This is a genomic window from Paraburkholderia acidiphila, from assembly GCF_009789655.1.
In the GTDB taxonomy this organism is placed as follows: domain Bacteria; phylum Pseudomonadota; class Gammaproteobacteria; order Burkholderiales; family Burkholderiaceae; genus Paraburkholderia; species Paraburkholderia acidiphila.
In genome coordinates, this window is the sequence record NZ_CP046911.1 from 826824 (window position 1) to 846264 (window position 19441).

Below are 19441 nucleotides of genomic sequence, written 5' to 3' on the forward strand. Positions count from 1 at the left end.
ATTCGAGGCGCAGGCGCGAGTTCCGGTCGAACCGTGCCACGCGATCGAGCCGTGCAACCAGCGGTGTCCCGTTGCGGTAACGGGCTGCGTGCGGCGCCTATGGGGTCACGCGACGGCGCGGATAGTGGCTCGATCTTGCGGTGTCCGGGTCGTGCTGGACTGCCTTGTTCGGTCCCCGGTGCTCACTGTCTTGAACCGTTGAAACCGAGTGCTTGTAGATCGTTTGCATGCCGGTGGGGGAATCGAGGAGAAGGACCCACTGGTCGTACGACCGTATCGTTCCGGAGAGGCGAATCCCGTTGACCAGAAAGATGTTGACGGGCTTATGCCCGGTGATCAGGCTGTCCAGAAACGACTCTTGATCCGCGAAAGACTCGTTCATTTTGTTGGCCCTCGCTGTCCAATGGATAGCCTATCGGGTTTCGGCGTTGTCGGCAGCAGGATTTTGGGGCAATGAACGCTCGCGAGACGGCATCCGCCCCGGCAAGCGGGCCAGGCACGATCCATGCAGTCACGCAAGGCCTGCGCTTTTCTGGCCGATCTCCATCAAGTGATGGAGGCCGGTGGGCGCCCGCGAAATTATAGTGAGAGGGTGGTCAGATTTCGCTGTCCTTCGGACTGACCGCGGCGGCAAGGCAACGGCTCGGTAGCGCGAGCGCGAGCAGAGCCAAATCAAGCCTGATCTTCGATCGTCTGACTGCGAACAGTCAGGCGCGGGTCAGCCACAGCAACCAACCAGGAGGTGGACAATCATGAAGACGTTAGTCCACACAGTTTGCGCAGTCGCCGTTATGGCTTTGCCCATTGCATCGTTGGCGCAGTCGGATGGTGGGTTGACGCGCGCGCAAGTGCAGGGGGAGATCGCTCAGCTTCAGCAAGCGGGCTTCAATCCGGCCAATGCGAATACCGTCGACTTTCCTGCCAATATGTCGGCCCCCATGGGTAGCGCGACAGACCAGAGCAGCGGCTACGGTCCTGCGACCAATGGTTCGTCGCAAATGGGCCACCCGGCCAGCGCGAGTGGAATGAGGCCGGTGTTCTTTGGCGGGTCGTAGGCCGTTTCGTCTGATCTGATTGGGCGATGGGTACCGATCTGCTGCAGGAATCCTGGGCAGGAATGAGTGTTAGTGTTTCGGAACAATTTCCCCAATACGAACGGGAGGTTGGTCATGAAACGCAGGCAGTACTCGGTGGAGCAGATCGTGGCGGCGCTCAAGCGGCCGAATTGGGTATGCCGGTGGCACGCCTGATTCGGCCGCTGTGCATTTCCGAGCAGACCTACTAGCGCTGGAATGAGCGGACAGCGGGGCCGCTCAGCGCCAGCAAGAAAATGCCGTGCGGCGAACGGCCTTTCTCCCCGTCCTGGATGAGGTGAGCGCCTTGCGCGATCTTGATCGTCGATCCGCCGGTGTCACTGCTCACCACAGGGGTGAGAAAGGTCTTTATTGCGCCCAGGGGATGTCAGTTGCCAGTGTGATCGACGAGGGGCGTTAGTGATCTCTCGCTTTGCCGGTTCAATCCTGCCTCTGCGTCTGCCGCATAAGACGCATGCGTCCCGGCGGTTCGAAATACGTGCCGAACCGTACCAGTCCAGACTTCTTCAGATGACAGGTCATCTCGAAGCTCACCAGCACACCGGGGTCATTATTGACCAGGATCGAGACATCGATTGACCGGATGCGTGGCTCGTACTTCAGCAGCGTGACCTGCATCTGGTCCCGGAGCTGGTGAGCGGACGCCGGCAACGCCATGTAGATGGTCGTCAGGTCTGGCAGACCGTAATCTGGAAGGTGTTTGAGCGCGCCCGCGCGCGTGTTCAGGATGCGCTGCACGTTCTGCTGCACGCTCAGGCATTCGAGCGTGCGATCGTCGTACGCGTCCAGGGACTCCCCGCCGATCTGGCCGAGGAGCATGTCGTAGAGGGATGGACCTGTAGGCATCGTGCGCCTCCTCACGCATCTGCGTGGGCAGGCGTGAGAGCGCCCACGGCTACCTGCCCGTGATCGACGAAATCAATGGTGAGGTTGCCGTCGAGCGAGCTGGACAGGACGATCTTCGCGGGCGCAGTGCCGCTTGCCATGCGCGTCAGCAGTTCACGGGAAACCGATGGCAGGATGCGCTGGTTGAGGAACGCGTCCACATTGCGTGCACCGGATTCTCGTGCCAGGCACAGGTCTGCCATCGCACCAATGAGTGAGTCATCGCAGACGAGCTCCACATCATGCTGCCGGCGCAGACGTTCGGCGATCTTCTCGAGCTTCAGGCGCACGATTGCAGCGAGCGCTTGCGCGTCGAGCGGGCGGTACGCCAGTGTCTGGAAGCGCGCGAGCAGGGCGGGCTGGAAGTGCGCGACGAGTTGTGGATGGATGGCCTCGAGTAGCGCCGCCTGTGCGATGTCCGGACTGGCGGTCGTTGCCTCGTCAATCTGCGCGCTGCCGAGATTGGAGGTCATCAGGATCACGCAGTTCCGGAAGTCGATCTCCCGTCCTTCGCCATCGCGCATCGTGCCGCGATCGAATACCTGATAGAAGATGTTGAGCACATCGCGGTGGGCCTTCTCGACCTCATCGAGCAGCACGACACTGTATGGACGCTGGCGTACCGCCTCGGTCAGCACGCCGCCGCGGCCGTAACCGACATAGCCCGGCGGCGAGCCCTTGAGCTGCGACACCGTGTGCGACTCCTGGTACCAGTTGCTGCTGGAGTACTTCACGTTTCGCGAGAAATTTCTCTTCGTCGATCTCGTGGGTCTCGACATCGAAAAGCTTCCGGCAGCCTCAACTCACTTCGAGCTGGAGATCGTGCTGCACGAGATGTATCCGGCCGACCAGCACTTCACGACGGAAAACATCCGGATGTACTGCGCGCCAGTCATCAACCTGTTCGAGGTCGATGCCGAACCAGTGACGATTGACCACCACCAGACGGAATATCGCGTCGTGCCGGCCGGACACGGCAGCAACAACATCGAGACCTACTCGGTGGACCGGGTCGCGGCGTTCGACCACCTCGACGCCAACCGCTACGAGTACGTCCCGTTTGCAACGTTTCGCCATCGTGGCGGCATGCTGCGCCACGAGGCGCCGGAGCGCTACTTCCATACGCGGGTACGTGCCGGCGTGACAGGGCTGCACGAGACATGGCTTGTACTTGGCGGTCACGCATGGGACACGCTCGAAAACCTGCCTGAGGAAAGCCTCTCGCTACAGATGACGGCGACGAACGGCATGCTGCCACGCAAGGGCCTGCGTGAGGCGAGCATCAATGAGCTCGCCGAAAGCACTCCGAATGTCGCGGGCGTGCGCAACCTGGTTGCCCCCACGCTGCCGCTATACCCGCCGACCGGCGACCGCTTCCAGTGGCGCGTGCTGTCCCATCTTGCGCCCAACTTCCTCTCGATGATGAACGCCGAGGTGCTGCGAGGTGCGCTGGCGCTCTACGACTGGACCAACGACGAGCTGAACCGGCGGCGCCTCGCCGGCATCCTGTGGGTTTCGCAGGAACTGCTCGAGGAAGTATCGGGCGGCTCGGTCGAGCGTGGCGTGCTGATCGAGGTGACGCTGGACTCGCACGCGTTCGCGGGCGAGGGCGACGTCATGCTGTTTGGCGAACTGCTGCACCGGTTCTTTGAGCTGTATGCGGAGATCAACCTGTTCACGAAACTCTCGATCGTCAGCCTCCCTTCGCAGGCGCGTACGGTCTGGCCGAGGAGCAAGACACACAGGGCTGCGCTATGAAGCCCAGGGACATGCCGGATATCGAGCCGCTGGTCGCCTCGCTGCTTGCACGCGCTCCGCAGATGAGCTTCATGCAGTTGTGCCGGCTGCTGGAGCATCGCGCACCAGACCAACCCGGGTTCGGCACGCAGGACACTCCGGCCGGCGAGCCGGTGCGGTTCCGGCCGCGGCCGCGCATGGGCTTTCCGGCCGGTGAGATCGCAGCGGTTGAGTTCGATGATGATAGGCCCGCCGCGCCGCCCACCGTGCGTACGACCTTCATGGGCCTCTACGGCGTCGACGCAGCGATGCCACCGCACTTCGTGGACGACATCGCGTTGCGCGAGGAAGGGCACGAGGCCCTCGAGGCGTTTCTCGACCAGTTCAATCACCGCAACGTCACGTTGCTCTACCGCGCGTGGAAGAAGTATCGCTACCCGGAGAGCTTCCGCGCGGGCGGCACCGATGATCACTCGCGCAACCTGCTATGTCTCGGGGGCTTTGGCTGGGGCGAGAAGCCCGCGCGTGCCGGTCTGCCGGATTCGCGCATGCTCGCGATGCTGGGCCTGCTGATCCAGCGCACACGCACGGCGGAGGGGCTCGCAGGCGTGATCGCACTGGCCGCGCCCGGTGTCGAGGTGCGCGTCGAGGAGTTTTACCCCGCACGAGCCAGTACCGGCGCGCCGCGGCCGCTCACCTCGAAGCCCGCGCCTCAGGCGGAACAGGCAGCGCGCCGCGGGCTGGGTTCCGGGTACGTGCTCGGCAAACGTCTCACGTACCGCAGCCGCGCCGTACGTGTGACGTTGCGCCCTGCCGGCGCGCAGCAGGCCCATGACCTGCTGCCTGGTGCATGGCTGCACCGGGAGGTGAAGGCCTTCGTAAAGCTCTATATCGGCAAATCGGCTGATGTGCATCTGCGCATGGAGCTGTCGACCCGGCTCGTGCCCGAACCCGTCATTGCATCCCTGCACGCCGAGGCCCCTCCGCGCCTCGGCTGGACTACGGTCCTGCCGGCGGACGAGGACCGCCTGATTACCATCGCGCTCGGCATCCATGAAGCAATTCCGGCGCCCGCGCCCAATCCGTACCTGACTCCACGACATGTCTGAACCTCTCATCTGGACTCCCAGGCGTCTTGCTGCTGCTTTCGCCCTTGCTACGCCGACCCTGCTGCTTTCGGGCTGTGGCGCCTGGCAAGCCGTTTCCGATACCACATCGAACGCGTTCCACGCGGTGTTCTACCGTCAGGTAAAAGTCCTCAACGTCGATCTGACGGCCCGCGAAGCCCTGAATCCGGATGATGCCGGCAAGGCCAACTCGGTCGCCGTGCGCGTCTACCAGCTTCGGGACCGAAAGGGATTCGATGGTGCGTCGTATAACGATCTGCTCAAAAGTGATCAGACGGTACTTGCGCAGGACCTCAACGCGAACATGGCGGCTGTGGTGAATCCCGGCGCATCGTCAAGCCTTTCCCAGCCGATGATCAAGGACACGAAGTACGTGGCGATCGTGGCGCTCTACAGGCAGCCTGGCACGGATGGCGCGTGGAAGCGCGTGATCGAGACAAAGAATCTGGACCCTGAAAAGCCGCTGGCGCTGGAGCTTGTTGCGAGCCGGCTGCAGTTACCGGGAGAGGGGAGTGGTGGAACGAGCACGAAATAGCGTGGTGGACCGGTCCGGTCAATGCGCTTCAGGCAGATGGCAACGCCAATGAAGAATTCGCTGCCAGCGCTTGTCGATGAACTTGACGTCCTGGATCGCAGGATTGGCCATGCCCGCCACAGTGAAGGCTACGCGGTGAGTTCTTCGGCCATATCCGACAAGATTCCGGCCGCCATCCGTCAAGGCGTGTGGCAGGCTCTCTCGACGCTGCCACAACGAGCCGGGCTCACCCTGCCGGAATACCGCGAGCAGACATTTGCCGGCGTGCGCGCCTTGGCACGGGCCTGGGGTGGTGAATGCCTGTCGCAGTGTTACGAAGGCTTCAAGGTTCCATTCCTGTTCAGATGTGCGACCGGGCATCATTTCGAAATGCTCGTCCACGGCTTGCGGCTCGGACACTGGTGCAGCGACTGCTTCTACGATCGCAGGATCATCTATTCGCTCGCCGACGCACGCGCCATTGCCGCGGAGCGCGGCGGGCGGTGTCTTTCGCGTCGTTACCGAAGTGTCCAGGAGAAACTGCGCTGGCGCTGCGGCTCAGGCCATACATGGGAGGCCAGCCTCGAGCACGTGGTCCGTGGCGAATGGTGCCGCACCTGCCATTTCGAGAGTATCAAGCCGCGACAGCAGACACTCGAGCGCGCAGCGGCCGAACGCGGCGGCCGCTGCCTGTCCGCGTATGTCGACAAGGAAACACCCGTGCAATGGCAGTGCGCACAGGGCCATACCTGGCTTGCGCCATGGTCTCGTGTCAGCAGCGGGCAGTGGTGCCATCTGTGTGCGGTCAAGGCCCGCACGCGCACGATTGAACAGATGCAGGCACTCGCGCGATCGCGCGGCGGCGAATGCCTGTCAACGGTTTATCCGGGCCCACACGGCAAGATCGAGTGGTTGTGCGAAAAAGGGCACGCCTGGCACGCGACGGTCAACAGTGTCTGGCGCGGCAGTTGGTGTCCGGAATGCGCGTGGGAACGCCGCCGTCATGCCAGACAGAAAAGGCGCGGGAAGGGCAGCGTGCCGATCCTGATTTGAGCATCCGGCAACGGCCACCCGGGGCCATGGACCGGGCTTTAAACCCGTCTCGGTCACTGCCTGGATCGCCTTGAGTCGGTCAAGCTCTCGCATCGTCAGTGTCACCAGTTCGCCTGGTCGCATGGCTGGCTCCGCAGTTCGCACGAGCCGACCAGCATGCCAGCGGTCAAAAACACGACACCTGTAAATGGCCAGAACACGACATTAGGATATAGCTGCTACACCTAAAAATGCGATAAATTATATTATGTAAAACAATACACGCATGTACGAATGCCCCTCGCAGCGTCTCACGCGTGAGCATCGAACTGCATTGCGGCATTCGCCGACGGCGCGAGTACAGACCGGCCTATCTCTCGCGCCGCCGGGTTGGCCTCAAGGACGGCTTGAGGCCAACCAGCGAAACCATTACTCCCCCTGTTGCTGAGCCGCCTGCTCAATGAGCGTAGCCACTTCCTTCGGATGCGACTCATACACCGAATGGCTGGCGCCATCGACTTCAACCGTCTGGGCGTGAGCGCGCTTCGCGTACATGCGCTCGAGGTCTGGGTTGATGATCTTGTCCGCCTTCGCGACCATATAAAACGTCGGTTTGATCTTCCAGGCCGGATCAGCGATCTGCGAAGCAAATACGCCAGCTGCAGTCGGCATTTGCTCATGAGCTTCGAATTCAGCCTGCGCGATCGGAAGGTCGGCCGCGAAATCCCGCGGATAGTCGGCCGGATTCAGATAAAGATAGTCGTCCGCCGTTTTCACGATGTCCCCGTGAGGCGTCGCGTTCGGATAAAGCTTGCCATTCGAGACTTCGGTTTCACCGACATCGAGCGCATGAGCGGCAATGTACACAAGCGACTTCACGTGATCGTCGTTGCCCGCTTCGGTAATGATGGCGCCGCCATAGCTATGGCCGACGAGCACGCACGGGCCGTCGAGGCTATCGACGACGCGCTTGGTCGCCGTCACGTCGTCCTTGAATGACGTCAGCGGCTCTTGCACGAGCGTCACGTTGTATCCGTCCTTCGTGAGAATGTCGTACACCGGACGCCATCCGGCACCACCCACGAAGGCGCCGTGCACGAGGACGACGTTCTTGATGGGCGCGGCCTGCGCGGTCGTAACGGCGCCAGCAACCAGACAAAGCGCAGCTGCTGCGTGTGCAATGGCGGAACGGAAAGTGGGGTAAGACATTGCGGCTCCTTGGAATAACGTGAAGTGGACCAGGCGATTAACAACATGGCCAGTCTAAAAAGCCGCCTCGAACGAGAGCGTTACCCACTTATTACGAAAAAATGACGCCGCTGCATCGGTGAGTCGGTTCAAAGGGACGGAAGGCTTGTTATTTTCTTGTAACGACTCGGTAACCCTGCCGATGGAGGCGCCTCCCTACACTGCAACCACGCAGTAACGCTTTGCCTCGCTTAGTCAAGTTTCAAGTTGTTCTTTCCTAAGCCTGTCTTCGCGTCCACGCACAGTCGATGCTGCGGCTTTTCTTTCTCGACTCATCTGATTGACAGATATATAGGAGTATTGATCATGTCCAAGCTTCTTCTCAGCGTTCTGGTTGCTGCCTCCGCCGTCGTCGTTCCGGCATATAGCTTCGCGCAGTCCACCCAACCCCTCACCCGCGCCGAAGTCCGTGCGGACCTCGTGCGCGTCGAGCAAGCCGGATACAGCCCGGGCCGCGGCGACGACATCAACTATCCGGCTGACATTCAGGCAGCCGAGGCCAAGGTCGCAGCCGGCCAATATGCGCAAAGTTCTGCGCAAACCGATATGGGTGGCGTGCCGATGGCGAGCACCTCGGCCGCGGGTTCACGTACGCGTATGCCTGCACCTTCCGAGTGTGTTGGCCCGGCCAGCTTTTGCACGGTCTTTTTTGGTAGTTGAGCCGGCGGGCGCACCGCCCTTCAGTGGTCCTACTGAGACGGTGCGCCCTCCAGCGGCGGCGCACCGATCTCGCCCGTCGCCAAAGCAAGCGTCGCGGCGGCGGAAAGCGCGGCGCTGTAGCTGTCCGCATACGCGTTCTGCGCGGCGAGCAGCTGGTTCTGCGTGAGGAGCGCGTCGGTAATCGTGCCGACGCCGTGCCGGTACGCGGTGAATGCTGCGTCGTAAGTTGTCTGCGCGGCTTCGACCAGCGCCTTCGCGGCGTCGTTCGATGCGAGGCTCGTCGAAAGCCCGTTCTGCGCGGCAACGATCTGCCTAACGGCTTCCTGCCTCGTGTGAGTCAATTGCGCAGAGGCACTGTCCGCGTCGTTGCGCGCCTGCATCAGCACGGCGGAACGCAAGCCGCCGTCGTATAGCGGAATCGTGACGCCAAGGAAGATGCTGCCGCTGCGCCGGCTCCCGTTCAGGTTCACTGTGGCGGCCTGATCGCCAACCGGGGGAATCGCCGTGATCGACGTCGTGCCGGTGCCGTACGCGGCCGTGGCCGAGAGGAATATCTTCGGCATGAACGCCGATTCGGCCGCGCGGATCTTCGCCTGGTTGGCCTGCTCCAGCGCGTAGGCGCCCTGCACGTCCGGCCGCCGCGCAATCGCATCCGCGACGATTTCGTCGACGCTCTGGTGCAGCGCCGGCGTGAGCGTGCGCGCCGGCAACGGAGCGACCACCGGTTTCGACAACGGCGAAATGCCGAGCGCGGAGACGAGGCTCAGATAGCTGTCGCTCACGGCGCCGTCGGCCTGCACCTTCAGCAGATTGGCTTGTGCGCGGTTCTGCGTGGCCTGCGCGACTTCGACCACCGTGCCCACGCCCTGCTTTCGTCGCGCGCGCGCGGCGCTGAGAATGCGGTCCGCATTGTCGAGCGCTTGCTGCGCGGTATGCTCCCTGGCGCTGGCGGCTTCATAGGTGTAGTACGCGATGCTCACGTCGTGGATCACGTGCTGATGAACCGATGTGAACGCGACGTTCGCCGCCACGGAAAGCTGCTTCGCTGCGTCGAGCCGCGCGTGCCTGCCGCCGAAATCGAATAGCAGCCATTGCAGCGAGATCACCGAAACGGTGCCGTGAATGTTCGAGCTGGTCGATGTGTTGCCGAGCAGCGGCGTCGATGTCGCGCCGCTCGCCGCCTCGTATCCGCCCATGGCGGTCGCGGTGAGCTGCGGCAAATAGGCGGTCTTCGCAACGCCCGCCGCGAGCGCTGCATTGCGCGCGTCGTTCCATGCGATGCGCGTGAGCGGGTTCGTGGACTCCGCGAGATCGATCAGTTCGGGCAGCGTGTAAGCGTGGTTCGCATCGAGCGCCGCGGCGGGTTCGATCGAGGCCAGCGCGGCGCTGCGCGGCAGCGTGTAGCCGACCTGCGCCGCGTCGCTCGCGCTGCGCGGCGACCCTGGCAGGATGTTGCCGTCGCCGTCCGTCTGCGGCTGCCACGGTCGGTCCGCCGCGGGTGGCGCGAGATCGATCGACGAGGTCGCGCAGCCCGTGAGATCCGAAATAACCCATGCGGCAACCAGCGCGGCGGCCAGTGCAATGAGCCGGGGCGTTGCTTCAGGGGCGCGCATCGGTCGTCGTCTCCTTGGCCGATGCTGGACGCGTCATGTCGGCGATCTGTCCGAAGCGCTTTGCGATGACATTCTGGAGCGCATCGAGAGCGGGGTCGGCAGTGCGGCCCTGCGCTACCTCGGCGGCATGCTGTGGGGCTTGCGCGTGCGTATCGTCGCCAGCCGCCAGACGTTGGGCGATTTCACCGAGCCGCGCTGCACCCGCCTGCCCTGCCGCGAGCACCAGCGGCGCCTCCAGCGCCTCGAGCTCCGCGAGCGCACGGCGCCGGCTTGCCACCCACTCCGGCTCGGGGCGCACCCACGAAGGCTCATAGTGAATCAGGCCGAGATCCTGGCGCAGCCCGCCATATTGGGCCAGTGCGCCGCCCGCGAGCGCGCTGCGCGTGCGGGCGTCCGTTGCGTGCGCGATGCGGGTCCACTGCGCGACGAGCGCTTTGAGCGTTGCATCGATGCGGCTCGCGATGCTCACGGGCCAGACGCGCGTGAAGACCAGATAGATCACGACGTTGCCGATCAGGATGCCGATCACGCGATCGCGTGCGAGCGTGAGGTCGAACGCGGGCGCCGCGCCCTGGATCACGCACAGGAAGAAGGCGAACGCGATCTGCATGCCCGCATACGAGATCCGTGCCGATCCCATCGCTACCCATGCCGCGAGCCACGCGCCCGCGAACACCAGCGCCATCAGCTCGCCCGCCGAGGTTAGGCGAGGAGTCACGAACACGATCGCCGCCGTACCGAGCAAAGCGCCGACGAGGCAGCCCGCGATCCGCAATGTCGACTTCTCGACGGTTTCGGCCGTGGTGTTGAGCGAGACCATATAGCAGGTAATGAAGCACGTATGGATGCCCTGCCAGTCGAGCTGCTGATACAGCACGTAGCAGAACATCGCCGCCGCCGTGGTCTTCAGCGCGTAGCGGACGTGATCGGGATTCGAAAACGCATCGGTGTCGAAAAAGCCGCTGCGGGCGGCCGGCCCGGTGGTTTTCTCAGGGGCGGGAAGCGGCGCTGCGGGCGGCACAGCGAAGCCCTCCAGCGCGGCGCGCAGGTCTGCGAGCACGAGCGCCTGTAGCGCGGTCCCCTCCGGCATATCCGGCACGTCGAGCGTGACATCCACGGGGTAGCCGCCCGCTTCGAGCATCGCGGCCATCTGCATCATCGTTTCGCCAAGCTGCGCCGCGCATGCATCGGGCAGGCGCGCGCCAGGTTCGCCCGCGGCGAATTCCGTTGCGACGAGGATCGCCGTCGTGGACGCCGCTGCCTGGCGCAGCGGTGCAGCATCGGCGGGTTTCAACGTGCCTTCGAGCTTCGAAAGCTTGAGCCACGAGAGGATCTGGTGGTCTCCCTCCCGGATGCAGCTTTCGAATGCGGCGCGCTCCTCGTCGGATGTCGTGTTCGTGAGGCGGCGCGCTGCGAGCCTCAATCGCCGCGCAAGCTGCGCGGTGGCGAGCCGGCGCGGCGACGGCGCGATCACGAGGTTCACGACGATCGCCACGCCAATCGGAATCGCCACCATGAGCCACGCGTACAGCAGGCCGCGCGTGGCCGCTTCGCCGACTGGCGCGAGACCTAGCTCGTCAAGCCCGAAGCCGACGATCATCGCAAGGATCGCGCCGATAGGCCGAAGCTTGCTCGCGGAAGTCGCGAATAGCAGTCCGAACGATAGCACCGCCATGCTGGCAACCCGCAGCGGCGGCTGATCGATGGTCAGGATGGCGAAGATCATCACGATTCCGATGATCACGGTCACGATCAGCATCAAGGCGAACGACATGACGATGCTCGTCATACGGTCGGGCCGGTTCAGGAAGAACACGATATACACGGAAGTCGCGGCATCGGGCGTGGCATAGCCGGTCGTCACGAGCACCGTGAGCGCGCAGATCAGCGCAATGCGCGTGACGATCGCGGCGCGCCCCGGGAACGGCGCGAGCAGCTTCGCGATTTCGCGCGGACCGGGCCGCCTGATGTCACCGGCAAGACTGGCCATGCCGGACCTCGACGATCGCGCTGGCGCCGATGCGCACCAGTCTGTTGACCGGCGCGTCGATGCGCACGCGAACCGGGAAGCGTTGAGCCACGCGCACCCAGTTCACCGACTGCTGCACATACGGCAGGCTGCGCGGCAGGTTCACGCGATCCGTGTCCAGGATCCCGGCGCCGATGCCGATGACCTTGCCGCTCATCGGCTGTTTGCGGTCGATCATCGAGTACACGGTTGCGCAATCGCCCACCTCGATCGCGCCAAGCGCTGTCTCGCGGAAATTCGCCACGGCGAACCATTCGCCCGAATGAATCAGCGTGAAGATGGACTGGTTTGGCGCGACCGTCTCGCCTGCGAGGATCGTGAGGCCCGTCACGTAGCCGTCGAACGGCGCGCGCACGACCGTGTCGTCGAGCGCGCGCTGGGCGATCGCGAGCGCCGCCTCGCGTGCGTGCAGCGCCGCGATGGCGTCGGCGTCGTCGCCGATGGTCTGCGCAGAAGAGCGCTGTTGCACCTGCGCCTGCGCGAGCGAGACGCTCGCGTCGCGCTGCGCCACGACCGCCTGGTCGAGCTGCTGCGCTGACACATAGCCCTGCGCGGCGAGTGGCCTCAGGCGGTCGACGCTGCGCGTCGCGAGGTCGTAGTTGTGCGTCGCGCGGCGGGTCTGGTCGGCTGCGATAGTCGCGTTCGAGGTCTCGCCGATCAGCGTGCGGCGGCGCGTGGCAAGCGAGGCGCGCGCCAGTTCCACTTCGGCCTGCGCCTGCGCGACGCCGAGCCGGTACGGCACCGGGTCGATTTCAAACAGCACGTCGCCCTTCGAGACATGCTGGTTCTCCTCCACGGGAACGCGGAGGATCCGGCCGCCCACGGGGGACGCGACGTGGACGACGTCCGCGTCGATGGACGCGTCGTCGGTGGACGGATAGCGCGATGAGCGATCGTACGCATACCAGAGCGCCGCCACGCCGAGCACAATGATCACGGCGGCGATCGCGCGCCCCTTCCATGTGTGTCGAGGAGTCTGGCCGGCCATTTTCATGTCAGAGCTGCCCCGTTCCCCACAACCACGCGAGCACCCCGACGACGATGCCGATCGCGGTGCACACAGAAAGCTGGTAAGGCACCTGGCGAACCCAGCCGGTCCCGACGAACACGCGATGCGCGACGATCGCGCCCACGATGCCGATCACGGCGCTCACGAGCCAGTACGGAAAGTACGCCCCGAAGAGCGACCAGGACGGCGCACCGCGGGCCACGCAACCCGCAAGCGGCATGAAAGCCAGGAATGAACAAACGACAGCGCTTCTGGGCCATGTACGTTGTTTCATCGCTTATTCAACGCTTCGTGACTGGAATAACTGCTGAATTCCACTCGTACGAACAACCCATACGCGCACCGATGGGTTGCGTCCCGCATTCCCAATTCAAGGCAGCCCATCATAGCGCGGTTTAGCGCCCTGCCGCCCTTGAGGCGGCCTACGGGTTTCTCCGCTCGCGCTGGCGCGGGAACACGAGCGTAAAGCGCGTCACGCCATTGCTGCTCGAGGCGTGCCACGTCCCGCCGTGCAGTTGCATGATGCTACGCACGATCGAAAGCCCGAGCCCGCTCGACTCCGACGAGCGATGGCGCGACGGATCGGCCCGGTAGAAGCGATCGAAAATCCGTTCGAGATGATGCGGCTCGATCGTCGGTCCGCGATTCTCGACATGGAGCGTCGTGGCCTCCGGACCCTGATCCGCCATGGTCGAGATTGCCGTGCCCGGTTCCGCATAGCGCAAGGCGTTCGCAAGCAGATTCCCCAGCGCACGGCGCAGCAGATCCGGATCCGCGCACACGTCGCCCTCGCCACGCCACTCGAGGCTCACGTTGCGGTCCTCCGCGAGACCTTCGAAGTACTCCTGCATACGCTCGAATTCCACGGCGAGCGGTAACGCCTTGCGCTCGATGGCGTTATCGGCCTGCTCGGTGCGCGCAAGAAAAAGCATGTTGTCGATCATCTTCGACAGGCGTTGCAATTCCTCGTAATTCGAGCCAAGCAGCCGCTGGTAATACGCGGTGTCGCGGGTCTGGTTCAAGCCGACTTCGGTCTGACCCAGCAGATTGCCAATTGGCGTGCGCAGGTCGTGCGCCATGTCTGCCGACACCTGTTTTAACTGCGTGAAGCCGCGTTCGAGCCGGTCGAGCATGCCGTTGAATGCCGCGATCAGGGCGTCGAGCTCGGGGGGCGCGGCGCGCTGCTCGATGCGCGTCGACAGCGTGCTGATGCCGATGGCCCCGGTTTGCGCAGCGAGCACGCGCAACGGCTGCATGTTGCGGCGCGCGAGGACAAACGCGAGCAACGCGACGATGGTCGCGCCTGCGGAGGCGAATAGCAGTATCTGGTTGCGGTAGGCCCGCAGCAATTGCGTGCGTTCGGTCAGCAAGCGGCCGGAGAGAATCTGCAGATCCTGCTTGCCGGCTGCGTCGTGCGCCGTAGCGGCGACGTAGATGAACGGCGTGCCATCGGCCGCGAGCGTATGGTGAACAGCGCCGAGCGTGAGCGGCAGGTTCACTGGCACAGGCGTCACGTCCGGCACCGCCCTGCGGCCCGGATTCACCGTAATGAGCGGCGCCTCACCCGGAAAGCCCACGATCAGCAACGATTCCGTATTGCCGAGCATGTTCGCGAAGAGATGAGGCTTGTCCCGAATCAGCTCGCGCACGTCGACGTCGTTCATGAGCGTGCGCAGCTGGTCCACCCGCGTTACCAGCGCCGCGTCGTCGCGCACCATCAGTTGCCGCTCCAGGCCGCGGTACAGCAAGGTGCCGAGCAGCGCCATCGCCGTAAATACGATGAGTGCGTATAACAACGCAAGGCGCGTGGTGAGCGAAAGCCGCTTCATGCTTCGTACTCGAAACGGTATCCCACGCCATGTATCGTATGAATCAGGCGAACGGGGAACGGGTCGTCGATCTTCTGCCGCAACCGGCGCACCGCTACATCGACCACGTTGCTGTCGCTGTCGAAATTCATGTCCCATACGCGCGAAGCGATCAGGGCGCGCGACAGCACCTGAGCCTGGTGCTCCAGAAAAAACGCCAGCAGGTTGAATTCCTTGTTGGTCAGCGTAATGCGCACGCCGCCCCGGTCGACGCGCCGTTTCGGCACATCGACGCGCAGATCCCCGACCTCGAAGACCTGTTCATCCTGCTTTTGCGGCTGACCGCGCCGCAATATGATGCGGATGCGCGCGAGCAACTCGGCAAACGAGAAAGGCTTGACGAGATAATCGTCGGCGCCGAGATCGAGGCCCTTCAGCCGGTCTTCGAGCGTACCGCGCGCGCTCAGAAACAGCACCGGGGTTTTGGTGCGCGCGCCGAGCTTCTTCATGACGGTCCAGCCGTCCATCTCCGGCATCATCACGTCGAGCAGGATCAGGTCGTAGCCCATCTCCTGCGCGAGGTGCAAGCCGTCGATGCCGTTCGTGGCCACGTCCACCACGTAGCCGGCTTCCGTCAAGCCGTTCTGGATGTACTCGCTGGTCTTGGCTTCGTCTTCGATGACGAGGATTTTCATGGCGTCCGATCCCTGCACTATATGGGCGTGTCACTGATTCTGTGCTCGTTTGCGCCCTTATACCACTCAGGCGTAATGGCAGTCTAAGCAGTGTGCGCCAACAGGACTGTTACCCAATCATTACAAAGAAATGACGAAGCGCAGCGCGTCCCTTCCCTGATATTTTTTTGTAATGACTCAGTCACGCTACTGTTTTTGCCGGGCGCCTAGACTCTGAATCCGTCGTACCGCAAACCGAATTACGCATCGGGCTGCTGGCGGTAAAAAACCATAGCCAGGATAAGCGCCTGCTTTTCGCGGAGTGCGATTCAACATCGGTACCGCACATTCCTCCAATGACTCAACTTAGGAATCCTCCATGGAAATCACGCAAAGCACGGCCAAATCCACCCAACGTATGACGATTGGCGACTTCCTCCTTCGCCGCCTGGGGGAAGCCGGTATTCGTCATTTGTTTGGCGTGCCGGGCGACTACAACCTCACGTTGCTGCAGCAACTCCACGATAGCGGCGTACTGGAATGGGTCGGCACCACGGGTGAATTGACTTCCTCCTATGCGGCGGACGGCTATGCGCGGCTGAACGGACTGGGCGCACTACTCGTCACGAACGGCGTCGGCGCCCTAAGCGCGCTCAACGGCGTGGCAGGCGCGTATGCCGAGCATGTTCCGGTCATCTGCATCAGCGGTTCGATCCCGCTGCGCTCCGTCGATCGCGGCCTCGGCATGCATCACACCATGGCTGACGGCAACTTCGACCACTTCCTGCGCGCCTATGCGCCGGTGACCGTGGCCCAGGCGCGGATCACGCCGCGCAACGCCGTGGTCGAGATCGACCGGCTGATCCTCACGGCCTGGCGCGAAAAGCTCCCCGTCTACATGGAACTGCCGTCGGATATCGCGTATCTCGAGATCGAAGTGCCGGTTGCCCCGCTCGTTCTCGCCCACGTTCCCAGCGATCCGGAACGGCTGCAGTCGTGCATCGCCGCGCTCGCGCAACACTTGTCCGCCGCCAGGTCACCGGCGATTCTGGTGGATACGGACGCCGACCGGTTCGGCGTTGTTCCCGAACTCGTCGCGCTGGCGGAAAAGCTGCAGGCGCCGCTTGCGGTAATCAACGCCGCCAAGGGCGTGATCGACGAGTCGCACCCGCAGTACGTCGGCATCTATGGTGGCAAAGGCAGCGAGCCTGGTGTATGCGAGACGATCGAGAGCAGCGACTGTTTGCTCGCTGTCGGCTACCGGCCGATCGAGGTGACCACGGGCGATTTCACGGCAATGCTGCCCGCCGGCACGATCCACGCGCGTGCGCACGCCGTGGACATCGGCGAAGAGAACTATCAGGCGGTGACGCTCAAGGAAGTGCTGCGCGGCGTGATCGAGACCGTGCCGCAGGTTGCAGCCCGTGTTCAACGTCCGGTTGATGCACCAGCGGCCCGCACGCACGTCGAGGCTGCCGCGAAGTTGACGCAAGCGGCCTACTGGAAGGCCGTTCAGGACTACCTGAAGCCCGGAGACGTCCTGTATGTCGACAACGGCACGTCGTTTTCCCTGCTCGGGCTGCGGCTTCCGCCGGGCTGCACCTTCATCGGATCGATCAACTGGGGATCGATTGGCTATTCAGTCGGCGCCCTGCTCGGCGCGCTGACGGCAGCGCCCGAGCGCCGCCACGTGCTGCTCATCGGCGATGGTTCGTTCCAGGTCACGGCCCAGGAGTTGTCGACCATTCTGCACCACGATCACAAGCCGGCGATCCTGCTGATCAACAATGGCGGCTACACGATCGAACGCGGCTACCTCGGCAAGACCGAACCATACAACGACATTGCGAACTGGTCTTACGCCGACCTGCCGAAAGTGCTCCGTCCCGGCGCATCCGTGCAGTCGTTCGTGGCGAGGACCTGCGGGGATCTGCAAGCCGCCCTCGCCGCGCCGAACGACAAACTGGTTTTCGTCGAATCGATCATGGACCCGTGCGACGCGCCCGCGGCGATTACGCGTAGCAGCAATCTGGGAGCCGAGCTCGACTACGGCCCACGCGGCCCGCAGCACCGCGAGAATCTTCAGCTCCGGACCAGCGCATCGCAGAGCTAAATAGCAGAACGCCGCCTCGCAAAGCCTCAGGTCTGCGATGGCGGCGTGTGTTATTTCTCGCGCAACAAGCGCGCTCGCAATCAATGCTGCGGAATCTTCCCACCGAGTTCATCGTCGACGAACGCGCGGACGATGTCCTTGAACGACGCATCGCCTTGCAGTCCAAGCTGCGTCGCGCGCGCGATGTCCCATCGCGCGGGCCAGCTGCCGACGATCTTCTCGACACGCTCGTCCGCCTTCCATTCGATCCGCGCCGCCACAGCCTCGCCCGCCACTTCGCGCAGTGCGGCGATCATTTCGTCGACCGTCACCGACACGCCCGGCAGATTCACCGTGCGCCGGTTGCCGAGCGCCGCGCCGTCGATCTCGCCGCCCGCGATCAGGCATTCGATCGCCTTGCGAGGCGACAGCAGCCACAGCCGCGTCGAACCGCTCACCGGGCACACCGCCGGCTGACCGTTCAACGGCTCGCGAATGATGCCGCTGGCAAATGAGGACGCCGCCGCATTCGGCTTGCCCGGCCGCACGCTGATGGTCGGCAGGCGCAGCACGCGGCCATCGACGAAACCGCGCCGCGAGAAGTCGTTGAGCAGCAACTCCGCAACAGCCTTTTGTGCACCATACGACGACTGCGGATTCAATGCGGTTTCATCGAGCACGACATCGGGCAGATCGCCGCCATACACGGCGACTGAACTCGTGAACACGACGCGCGGCCGATGCCGGCGCTCGCGGCACACGTCGAGCAGCAAGCGCGACGCGTCGAGATTGATGCGCATGCCGAGATCGAAATCCGCTTCCGCCTGGCCGCTGACGATCGCGGCGAGATGGAAAATCGCCGCCGTCCTGTCGTCGATCAGACGTTCGAGCACGCTACGCTCGGCAATGTCGCCGACTTCGACACGCACGCGCTCATCGTTCGGTCCCGGCGCCGCGACGACGTCAAGCAATACCAGTTCGGTGATCGGCTCGCGCTGTCCATTCGCGCCCCTCAGTTCGCCGCGAGCCAGCAGTTCGCGCGCGAGACGCTGGCCGAGAAATCCCGCTCCGCCCGTGATCAGTACTTTCATGTTCCTGTTGTTCCTCAGTGTGTCTGTCGAATGCGCTCAGGCGCGCGCCTTCACATACGGCCGGATCCATCCAAGCCCTTCCGACGTGCCCGCGCGCGGCCGGTATTCGCAGCCGATCCAGCCGTCGTAGCCAAGTTTGTCGATCAGCGAGAACAGATATGGGTAGTTCACTTCGCCGATATCCGGTTCGTGCCGCTCGGGCACACCCGCAATCTGGATATGCCCGATGCCCTTCATGTCGCGCTTGAGCTTGACGGCGAGATCGCCTTCAACGATCTGGCAGTGGTAGAGATCGAACTGCACTTTCAGGTTCGGCGCGCCGACTTCCGCGCAGATCGCCTGCGCGTCGTCTTGCCGGTTCAGAAAGAAGCCGGGAATGTCGCGCGTATTGATCGGCTCGATGACGACGGTGATGCCGTCCGCCTGAGCGACCTTCGCCGCATACGCGAGGTTCTTCAGATACACGTCGCGGTGCGCGGCGCGCGATTGCTCCGGCTTGATCAAGCCGGCCATCACATGCAGCTTGTCGTTGCCGAGCACGCGCGCGTAGTCGAGCGCCGTCTCGACGCTGCGGCAAAACTCGTCTTCGCGGCCCGGCAACGACGCGATGCCGCGCTCGCCCGCTGCCCAGTCGCCCGGCGGCGCGTTGAAAAGCGCCTGCGTGAGGCCGTTTTCAGTCAGCCGCGCCCTGATATCGGCGGCCGGAAACTCATAAGGGAACAGAAACTCCACGGCCTCGAAACCGTCGCGCGCGGCGGCGGCGAAACGATCGAGGAACGCGTGCTCGTTGTACATCATCGACAGATTGGCGGCGAAGCGTGGCATCGA

At 63.6% G+C, this 19441-nt stretch carries 18 protein-coding genes and 2 pseudogenes; 8 read left to right on the plus strand and 12 right to left on the minus strand.

The genetic code is table 11. The features are described from left to right. Positions 1-97: 97 nt before the first annotated feature. Positions 98-382 carry an RNA chaperone Hfq gene (hfq, locus tag FAZ97_RS27965; protein WP_158761912.1) on the minus strand — a complete coding sequence of 95 codons (285 nt, stop codon included), beginning with the start codon at positions 380-382 and terminating at the stop codon, positions 98-100. A 370-nt stretch (positions 383-752) separates the two neighbouring features. Between hfq and FAZ97_RS27970 the strand changes: the two genes are divergently transcribed. Together FAZ97_RS27970 and FAZ97_RS27975 are read left to right on the plus strand one after the other, a co-directional pair. Further along, entirely contained in the window at positions 753-1055 is a 303-nt protein-coding gene (locus FAZ97_RS27970; protein ID WP_158761913.1) for a DUF4148 domain-containing protein, read from the plus strand. Between the two features lie 26 nt (positions 1056-1081). After that, positions 1082-1285, plus strand: coding sequence for a hypothetical protein (locus tag FAZ97_RS27975; RefSeq protein WP_158761915.1), 204 nt, complete (start codon positions 1082-1084; stop codon positions 1283-1285). A gap of 229 nt (positions 1286-1514) precedes the next feature. Here the strand turns inward: FAZ97_RS27975 and tssE are convergent, their stop codons facing one another. Both tssE and FAZ97_RS27985 read right to left on the minus strand, forming a co-directional pair. Continuing rightward, positions 1515-1940, minus strand: coding sequence for a type VI secretion system baseplate subunit TssE (gene tssE / locus FAZ97_RS27980; RefSeq protein WP_158761917.1), 426 nt, complete (start codon positions 1938-1940; stop codon positions 1515-1517). Positions 1941-1951: 11 nt separating this feature from the next. Further along, a pseudogene (locus FAZ97_RS27985) lies at positions 1952-2689 on the minus strand (AAA family ATPase); the annotation flags it as partial. Between FAZ97_RS27985 and tssF the strand changes: the two are divergent. From tssF to FAZ97_RS28005, 4 genes and pseudogenes are all read left to right on the plus strand, one after another. Next, positions 2682-3737, plus strand: a pseudogene (gene tssF, locus FAZ97_RS27990) (type VI secretion system baseplate subunit TssF); the annotation flags it as partial. The pseudogenes FAZ97_RS27985 and tssF sit on opposite strands and share 8 nt — an antisense overlap. Then, positions 3734-4825 (plus strand): type VI secretion system baseplate subunit TssG, encoded by a 1092-nt coding sequence (tssG, locus tag FAZ97_RS27995; RefSeq protein ID WP_158761918.1) that lies wholly within the window; start codon positions 3734-3736, stop codon positions 4823-4825. The pseudogene tssF and the gene tssG, both read left to right, overlap by 4 nt. After that, positions 4818-5378: a type VI secretion system lipoprotein TssJ gene (gene tssJ, locus FAZ97_RS28000; protein WP_158761920.1), complete on the plus strand. Its 561-nt coding sequence runs from the start codon at positions 4818-4820 to the stop codon at positions 5376-5378. Before tssG ends, tssJ begins: the two co-directional genes overlap by 8 nt. A gap of 48 nt (positions 5379-5426) precedes the next feature. After that, the gene (locus tag FAZ97_RS28005; protein ID WP_158761922.1) at positions 5427-6410 is read left to right on the plus strand and encodes a zinc-ribbon domain-containing protein; all 984 of its coding nucleotides are present in this window, start codon (positions 5427-5429) and stop codon (positions 6408-6410) included. A 408-nt stretch (positions 6411-6818) separates the two neighbouring features. Here the strand turns inward: FAZ97_RS28005 and FAZ97_RS28010 are convergent, their stop codons facing one another. After that, a complete protein-coding gene (locus tag FAZ97_RS28010; protein WP_158761924.1) occupies positions 6819-7598 on the minus strand; it encodes an alpha/beta hydrolase in 780 nt (259 codons plus the stop codon). Positions 7599-7943: 345 nt separating this feature from the next. Here FAZ97_RS28010 and FAZ97_RS28015 point away from each other — a divergent pair, with 345 nt between their 5' ends. Then, a complete protein-coding gene (locus tag FAZ97_RS28015; RefSeq protein ID WP_158761925.1) occupies positions 7944-8297 on the plus strand; it encodes a DUF4148 domain-containing protein in 354 nt (117 codons plus the stop codon). Positions 8298-8326: 29 nt separating this feature from the next. Here the strand turns inward: FAZ97_RS28015 and FAZ97_RS28020 are convergent, their stop codons facing one another. From FAZ97_RS28020 to FAZ97_RS28045, 6 genes are all read right to left on the minus strand, one after another. Continuing rightward, positions 8327-9910, minus strand: a complete 1584-nt coding sequence (locus tag FAZ97_RS28020; RefSeq protein WP_158761927.1) for a TolC family protein — start codon at positions 9908-9910, stop codon at positions 8327-8329. Further along, complete coding sequence (locus FAZ97_RS28025) at positions 9897-11900, minus strand: FUSC family protein (protein ID WP_158761928.1); 2004 nt, start codon at positions 11898-11900, stop codon at positions 9897-9899. The genes FAZ97_RS28020 and FAZ97_RS28025 overlap by 14 nt, the downstream gene beginning before the upstream one ends. Continuing rightward, positions 11881-12933: a multidrug transporter subunit MdtN gene (gene mdtN / locus FAZ97_RS28030; protein ID WP_158761930.1), complete on the minus strand. Its 1053-nt coding sequence runs from the start codon at positions 12931-12933 to the stop codon at positions 11881-11883. Before mdtN ends, FAZ97_RS28025 begins: the two co-directional genes overlap by 20 nt. Position 12934: 1 nt before the next feature. After that, positions 12935-13222 carry a hypothetical protein gene (locus tag FAZ97_RS28035; RefSeq protein ID WP_158761931.1) on the minus strand — a complete coding sequence of 96 codons (288 nt, stop codon included), beginning with the start codon at positions 13220-13222 and terminating at the stop codon, positions 12935-12937. Between the two features lie 148 nt (positions 13223-13370). Continuing rightward, complete coding sequence (locus FAZ97_RS28040) at positions 13371-14777, minus strand: heavy metal sensor histidine kinase (RefSeq protein ID WP_158761933.1); 1407 nt, start codon at positions 14775-14777, stop codon at positions 13371-13373. Beyond that, positions 14774-15451, minus strand: coding sequence for a heavy metal response regulator transcription factor (locus FAZ97_RS28045; protein ID WP_158761934.1), 678 nt, complete (start codon positions 15449-15451; stop codon positions 14774-14776). Before FAZ97_RS28045 ends, FAZ97_RS28040 begins: the two co-directional genes overlap by 4 nt. Before the next feature lie 358 nt (positions 15452-15809). Between FAZ97_RS28045 and FAZ97_RS28050 the strand changes: the two genes are divergently transcribed. Continuing rightward, complete coding sequence (locus FAZ97_RS28050) at positions 15810-17543, plus strand: alpha-keto acid decarboxylase family protein (protein ID WP_158761936.1); 1734 nt, start codon at positions 15810-15812, stop codon at positions 17541-17543. Between the two features lie 80 nt (positions 17544-17623). On the opposite strand, the gene denD is transcribed toward FAZ97_RS28050, so the two are convergent. Beyond that, positions 17624-18613 carry a D-erythronate dehydrogenase gene (gene denD / locus FAZ97_RS28055; protein ID WP_158761938.1) on the minus strand — a complete coding sequence of 330 codons (990 nt, stop codon included), beginning with the start codon at positions 18611-18613 and terminating at the stop codon, positions 17624-17626. 36 nt (positions 18614-18649) lie between these two features. Continuing rightward, complete coding sequence (gene otnI / locus FAZ97_RS28060; RefSeq protein WP_158761939.1) at positions 18650-19438, minus strand: 2-oxo-tetronate isomerase; 789 nt, start codon at positions 19436-19438, stop codon at positions 18650-18652. Positions 19439-19441: the final 3 nt, after the last annotated feature.